This window comes from Blautia sp. AM28-27, from assembly GCF_003480905.1.
GTDB classification, from domain to species: domain Bacteria; phylum Bacillota; class Clostridia; order Lachnospirales; family Lachnospiraceae; genus Fusicatenibacter; species Fusicatenibacter saccharivorans.
This window is the reverse complement of sequence record NZ_QUJK01000014.1, coordinates 67983-74986: the sequence shown is the minus strand read 5'-3', so window position 1 is coordinate 74986 and position 7004 is coordinate 67983. Positions and strand designations below refer to the sequence as shown.

The window sequence follows — 7004 nt, the reverse complement described above, 5'->3', positions numbered from 1 at the left end:
ACTTCCGACTACTCTATTCTCCCCAGCATAGCTGGGGGATTAGACTTTTCATTTACCAGCACACCATGAGAAGTGTTATAGAGCAATCCGTGCTGCATCAGGTAATGCTGATGTTCTGCATCCGAGAACGATTTATTTGTTTCTTCTATCGTATTCATCGCATCGTAGGCAAAGGTCAGGTTTGTATCTGAACCAGTATTACTTTCCGAGCCAATATGTACCGGGGTAAGCGGTGTCACCGGATAATACGAATATCCATCCAGATTCAGGTTTCCGGATATGCTTGTCACAAAAGGATTATCTGGTGTACTGGTGATTTTTTCCCTGAACCACGTTCTGATATTTTCTGCAGCATACTGGGCTGCACTCCACAAAACTAAATCCGGTTCCGAAGTGATATTTTTAAGATCCGTTGTATACTTGTCTTTTCTGTAGCTGTCCAGATTGTAGTAGTATCTTGTCTTTGTGTTTTTATAATTTTTTTTGTCTATCTGACCCGTATATGTATTTGTTGTCTTGCTGTCTTTATCAATCAAAGCTGCGTTCCCACTGCTGCCACGTACCGCAAGGGAAACCACTGCATTGCTGTTTCCGGCATCATCAAATCTGGTAATGCCAGCCAGTTCATCAAAGTACTCTGAATTGCCGATGTTCAGGGCAACTGCACCCTCGTTAATTTTATAAGCGGAATCCGCCGCACTTCCCCATGTGCCCACTTCCAGATAGAGGGCAGAGGTTGTCTTGGTCTGATCTGCATTCGTTTCTGTAAGCAGACCGGTTCCCACCAGCAGACCACTTGGATTCTCTTTCTCTGATTTTCCTGTAAAGGTATTTACTTGATTATTTGTGCCTGTTGTAAATACAATGCTGTCCGTTGCGGTTGCTTTCCAGTATCCAGTTGCCTGATAGACAAGTCCACCAAACTGGGCAGTGCCTGCATTTAGCGTCGAGCCTGATATGGTCACTCCGGCATTCGCAGCAAACTCAACATTCGTATTCTTCCACTGGTAGCCCAGCAGACCGCCGCTGGTTGTTGTGGCTAATGATGTTGTGACCGTCTCACCCTTTACCGATAATTCAGAAATCTTTATCGTGCTGGAGTTTGCCTTGTTATTCGAATCTTCCCCACGGCTGACTGCGATCAGACCGCCGACATTGGCATTGGATTGCGATGCAGATGTAATGGAACCGCTTAAGGTCGTGTTACTTACAGTTACGGTACAGCCACCCATCACTTCCGCCGCAAGGCCGCCGATTCTATGGTTGTCGGTATCACGTTCATCATCAAGGCTCGCAGTATTCCCCCATGTACAATCTGTAAAGGTTAACGTACTTCCTTCGCATCGAGCCAGAAATCCTCCCTGCCAGGCCAGAAGCTTCTTTGCATCTGTTGCTTCTTCTGTTACAGAACTCTTGGTATTTACTGTAACATGGTTGAATTCTGTCTTTCCACTTGCCAGGCCTATTGCCCCTGCGACAAATGCTGGATATTTGATGTCTTTTACTTCCTGATTTACCGTCTTCGGTATTTTGCAGATGACATTACCATCAATCGTAAGATTGGAAATTGTTATATCCCCGGCAAAGGGAATCAGTGCCAGACTGTAATGCGTATCTCGCTGGTCGCTTCGCTTTGCATAGAGCTGTCCGGCGGCAAGATCATTTTCAGAAATATTTTTGTCATATGCAGCTCCAATATCCAATGTAATCGTATAATTGCCACCATCCAGCGTTCCTTTGAACTGATGTGCCTTACCTTTCTCTACGTTATCCTTACCGATGCCAATAATACCTGTATTGGTAAGCTTTACATCTCCGGTCAGATTTACTGTCTGTTCCTGGTCCCGATCTACCTTACTCTTAAGATTCAGTGCTTCCGTCTTTCCCGTATCGGTCATGGAAAACTCGAATGCCAGCGCATATGCCGCAAACTGATTTGCACCATTGATATTCGCCTTAGTTCCATTCTCTACAGAACTGTTTATCGTAACAGTATGAGCTTCTTCATTAAAGGTAAAGACTCCATCTTCGCCTTCAGACAGATTTCCCCCAAGTCGAATCACAGCCCCCCAGTTTCCAATATCTGAGCCGCCTCGATCCGTACCAGAATAACGGGTCAGGCTCCAGCCTTTTCCGTCTACATCCAGACTATTACCATTTCCAAGCGCATAGATCAGACCATTTTCGTTGCATCCCACAATCTGTCCTACATGGTTATAAGCAGTTGTAATCTTCTGATTCTCTAAATTTGTCTCTCCGTGAAGGCGCAGTACCCCCTTTACCAGATGACCAATCAGACCGCCATGACCTTCCACCTGATCTGCTTCGTTTGCAAGATCATTATCATCTGCTGTAGTTATTGTCACATTTCCCACATTGAGGAAACCGTCATTCAACTTTCCCACCAGACCGCCAACACTTGTGGTATTACTGTTTTTCATATCTGCTGTGGAAGCAGACACATTTTCGATTTCCACATAACTGCTGCCGGATACAGCACCGATCACTCCGCCATAAGTTGTACTTGCTTTGCTTCCACCTGTGGAAACTGCCCTGATATCTAAACCAGCAGAGTTGGAAGTTCCTTTTATGGCCAGTGTATTTTTCATAACGGCTGCACTATTTCCATCTGTACTAGCTACAGTATCATAGGTTCCGATCAGTCCTCCCAGATTTGTCACTTTGCTCTCACTCGTCACGTTTGTCGTGATGGCACCTGTCGTCTTTCCTGAGACAGCCACGGTAGTGGAACTTGTACTGGTGTTTTTCAGCACGCCAAATAATCCGCCGACATCCTTGCCGCCGGATACAGTAATGCTGTGAAACTCATATTCAGAAAGATCGTAGCTGATTGGATTGCCAGTACCGTTATCAGTGCCGCCTTTCGTAACCGAATACGCTCCGATCAATCCGCCTGCTGCTTTTTCACTGCCTGCCTTTAACGTAAGTGTATCCGCAAACGCAAATTTTCCGGCAGCCGCTTCGTTTTCTCCCTTTTCTGCCTGAACACTGATCTTTCCATCTGTCACGCTTCCGGCCAGTCCTCCGGCATTTCCGGACGCAGAGCTTACCTGCGCTGCTGAAGTTCCGGCAATCGTTAATTGACTGTCTGCTGCCATATGACCGACAAATCCGCCCGCATCTGCTCCTGATGCGGTTGCTTCGACACTAACCGTATTCTTAACATTATTCTTAAAAGTCGCAGTCAGGGATGCGCCCGGTTCCATTGTATTACAGAATAAACCTGTATGACTCTCTCCGCTGACTTTCAATGAGTTTGAGAAATTATTTGTAAAAGTGATCTCTGCCCTGCTGTCTTCTTCCATCGTGCCAATCAAACCGCCGATTGCTGCTTCTTGTATCCCACCAGAATTCAAATTGCTAAGTACAACCGTTGAAGTTAATTTTGTATCATCTCCACTATTTTTCAGTTTTTCTGCCAAAAGTGGTTTCATGGTGGTGGAAAAAGTCCCTGAAATGCTAAAGGAAATTGGATCCAGTTCTGCTTTCGTTGAAAGCACATGAAACAGTGCTTTCGTCGTGGTTATTGAGAAATTTTCTGCTACTGTTTTTTTATCAAATTCAAATTTTCCCTCATACGGATTGGCATCTTCACCCAGTCCCAGAAAGCTATAGGCCACTCCTGCAACCTCTGCCGTTCCCGTAAGATCCCATCCTGAAGTTGTAACCAGGTTTATTGTATACTTTTTATATTCTGAAGGCTTCACATTGGATAACAGGATTAATCCGATTCCATCTGTTACCGTTATTGTCCGGGTAGTTGCATCCACTTTTAATTTGTCTTTTGCTGCTTCATCACTTTGAGCAAGTTGAACCGCCTCATTAAGCATCAGCGTCGGAGTCTGATTTCCCGCATCCGCCACTACGGATGCGGCATTTGCCTGGTTTTCCGCATCGCTGCCGTCCTGCCGGTTCTGGCCTTCGTTTTCTGCAGACGTGGACTCTGGTTTCTGCTCTGCACTTTCTAACGCTGCTGTGTCGTCTATCTGGCTGCTGCTCTTGGCAGAATCTGTGCTGTCCTGCTGTGTTTTCTTTTCTGCTGATCCTGTTTTTTCTGTCTCGCTGCCTTGTTCCGCAGATCCAGTCTCTTCTGTCTCGCTGTCTTTTTCTGCAGATCCAGTCTCTTCTGTCTCGCTGTCCTTTTCTGATGGCTCCGCGCTGTCTGTCCGGGTTTTTGTCCCGCTCTGCTCTGTACTTTCCGTCTGTCCTCCGGTTCCGCCATCTTCCCCTGCATCCACAGAGCCTGTCCCGGTATCCAGAATGGATTCGCCCGCTGCTTCTTCCGATATGGTCTGCGTTTCCGTGCCTTCTCCTGCCCCTGCCAGTGCCAATGCCGGTGTCGTCAGTACCATGCAGACTGCCATTCCGGCCGCTACCATACGCTTCATCCAGTTTATCTTTTTACGTACTCTCATTTTCATCAATCCTATCCTGCCTGTAAAAATAGTAGGAGACCTTATAATCCACTCATTTTTCTAACTCACTCTGCCCCTTCTGCTTTCTTTTCCTGGTAGGAAACCGTAACAAGACTTCCAAAAGAAATCCAGTTATTTTCTTTCTCCTCCAACGGTTTGTCCGGGTTTCTGTAAAACTGGAACTGGATCGCGGTTGTCGAAGCGTCCACATCAAATACATACGATTGCTTCCCCTGCTCCGGGACTGTGGTATTCTTCCCACCTATTACCGTCCAGCTGCTCAGCTGCAGCTTATCATCCCATGTGACCGTCACCTTTCCTTCTCCATTTCCTGATATTTCATAATTGAATGCATCGTAATCCAATGGTTTCTTGTTAATTGTGGAATCAAGGAATTTTCCCGTCCAGTTTTTTGTCACTTTGTAATCTGCAAACGAAAGAATTGCTGCCAGTTTCTGCGAATTGACCGCGTCTGCCGAACTGAAATCCGGTTCCGCCGTTATCTGGATTTTGATCTTGTCTTTCAACGCTTTTGGAATCTGGAAGGAATAACTGTTTTTTTCTGCTTTTCCCGCTGCCAGTTTCTGTCCTGTCAGGGTACATGTTCCATCCGCATTAAATTTATTCCCGCTCATCGTGATGTCTGTAATTCCACCCGGAAGGTTTTCTCCGCCGTCTGTGGCAGTCAGGACTGCTTTGACTTCGTAGGTAATGTTCTTCGGGTTATAAAGAGTCTCATCGCCCCACACATAATTGCACACGATTACCGTAATGGTGTAGTAATTGTCACTTTCTGCGAGTGAAATCCGTTTCACCGGAGGATTTTCATCCGTCAGGCTTATCAGTGACAGATAATTCGAACCAAACATTGTATCGCTCTGTGTTCCTGTCGATACGACACGCTTCACACTCTGAAAATTGGTGTACGCCGCGAAGCTTCCGCCCACGAGAAGGATCAGCACTCCCAGAACAAAAATCGCTCCGGCATGACTGCCACACCGGATCCGTTTTCCTGTTTTTTTCTTCATTTTAATCTCCACTCTTTTGTGCTATCTATGTTCTCTATTTTACCCATCGCGTCTCAAAAATGCAAGCATTCCTTGTATTCTGCAACAATTTGTTACCACGCTCGTTACTGCTCGGAAGTTTAACAGTTAAATATAAATTCAATAAAAAAGTACAGAACAGGTCGAATATCTGTTCTGTACTTTATATGTTTTCTATCTTATTTGTTCAAAAAATTATAATGGTCTAATAGTACCTGACCCCGAGTTCTGTTACCGGGCTGCGTGGAAAAATCGCTTCTGTACCGCAGTCTGGATCCGAAAGCATGCGCCGGTGTCGCCCGTCTCTGTGAAGATCAGCAGGCGATCCGCGCCGCATTAAAAGAAAAAGGACTCACCGCCTTCATCGCCGACGGCTCCATTCTCCCACGTGAGACCGGTGTCTCTGACCTGCCGATGAAACACGCCGTTCCGTTTGTCTCGCCGGAATCCTTACGCGTCACCCTCGATCTCCCGAACCGCGGATCTATTTCCGGCATGGGCATTCCGCTGGGTGTTACACTGATTGTCGGCGGAGGTTTCCACGGAAAGTCCACCCTGCTGCAGGCGCTGGAGCGCGGCGTGTACAACCATATCGCCGGGGATGGACGCGAATATGTCATCACCGATGCGAGTGCCGTAAAACTCCGCTCAGAGGACTCCCACAGCATCAGCAATGTCGATATCTCCCTCTTCATCCATGATCTGCCTGGAAAGAGCGACACCACTTCCTTCTCGACCGCAGACGCCAGCGGCAGCACCTCGCAGGCTGCCAATGTCATTGAAGGCATTGAGGCCGGTACAAGCCTGTTTCTGATCGACGAGGATACCTCCGCCACAAACTTTATGGTGCGGGATGAGCTGATGCAGCGCGTCGTTGCGGACAGTAAAGAGCCGATCACGCCGTTTATCAGCCGTGTGCGGGATCTGTATGAGAAGCTTGGGATCTCGTCTATCCTCGTCGCCGGAAGCTCTGGATCTTACTTCCATGTGTCGGATACGGTGATTCAGATGAAGGAATACGTTCCTTACGATATTACGGAGCGTGCCAAAACCACAGCAGCGGAGTTCCCGCCTTTTACCGCATCGGTGCGTCCTTTCGCCGTTCCATCCTTCCAGCGCCGCCCGCAGCCGTCGAAAGCGCTGGCTGGCAGCGACCGCACGAAAGTCAAAGTCATGGGACTCGAATCTATTCTCATTAATAAATCACTGACCGATCTGCGTGCTGTGGAACAGCTGACCGACAGCGAACAGCTGAATGGCCTGGCGGCACTTCTGCTGGATGCGGCGGAACGCAGGATGGACGGTAAGAAAACACTGGTGCAGGTTGTGGATCTGCAGGAACGGCAGATGGATGAAAAAGGACTTGCTTCTCTTCTCGCTCCTGGAAGACCTGGGGATCTGGCGCGGCCGAGACGGCAGGAGATCTTTGAATGCCTGGACCGGTGCAGGGAATTGAAGTTTTAGGCAGAAAAAGTCCCACTGCTGACAAGCTATTCATCAGCAGCGGGACGATACATATTAT

At 47.5% G+C, this 7004-nt stretch carries 3 protein-coding genes; 1 reads left to right on the top strand and 2 read right to left on the bottom strand.

Going from position 1 to position 7004, the window contains the following annotated elements; translation table 11 throughout:
- Positions 1–8: 8 nt before the first annotated feature.
- A complete protein-coding gene (locus tag DW743_RS14390; protein WP_147345113.1) occupies positions 9–4436 on the bottom strand; it encodes a DUF4887 domain-containing protein in 4428 nt (1475 codons plus the stop codon).
- 65 nt (positions 4437–4501) lie between these two features.
- Positions 4502–5464 carry a hypothetical protein gene (locus tag DW743_RS14385; RefSeq protein ID WP_117761971.1) on the bottom strand — a complete coding sequence of 321 codons (963 nt, stop codon included), beginning with the start codon at positions 5462–5464 and terminating at the stop codon, positions 4502–4504.
- Between the two features lie 261 nt (positions 5465–5725).
- Here DW743_RS14385 and DW743_RS14380 point away from each other — a divergent pair, with 261 nt between their 5' ends.
- The gene (locus tag DW743_RS14380) at positions 5726–6946 is read left to right on the top strand and encodes an ABC-ATPase domain-containing protein (protein ID WP_243004589.1); all 1221 of its coding nucleotides are present in this window, start codon (positions 5726–5728) and stop codon (positions 6944–6946) included.
- Positions 6947–7004 lie beyond the last annotated feature (58 nt).

Excerpts from the sequence above, each read along its gene's own strand:
- DW743_RS14390 (WP_147345113.1), bottom strand. The coding sequence starts at position 4,436 with ATGAGAGTACGTAAAAAGATAAACTGGATGAAGCGTATGGTAGCGGCC.
- DW743_RS14385 (WP_117761971.1), bottom strand. The coding sequence starts at position 5,464 with ATGAAGAAAAAAACAGGAAAACGGATCCGGTGTGGCAGTCATGCCGGA.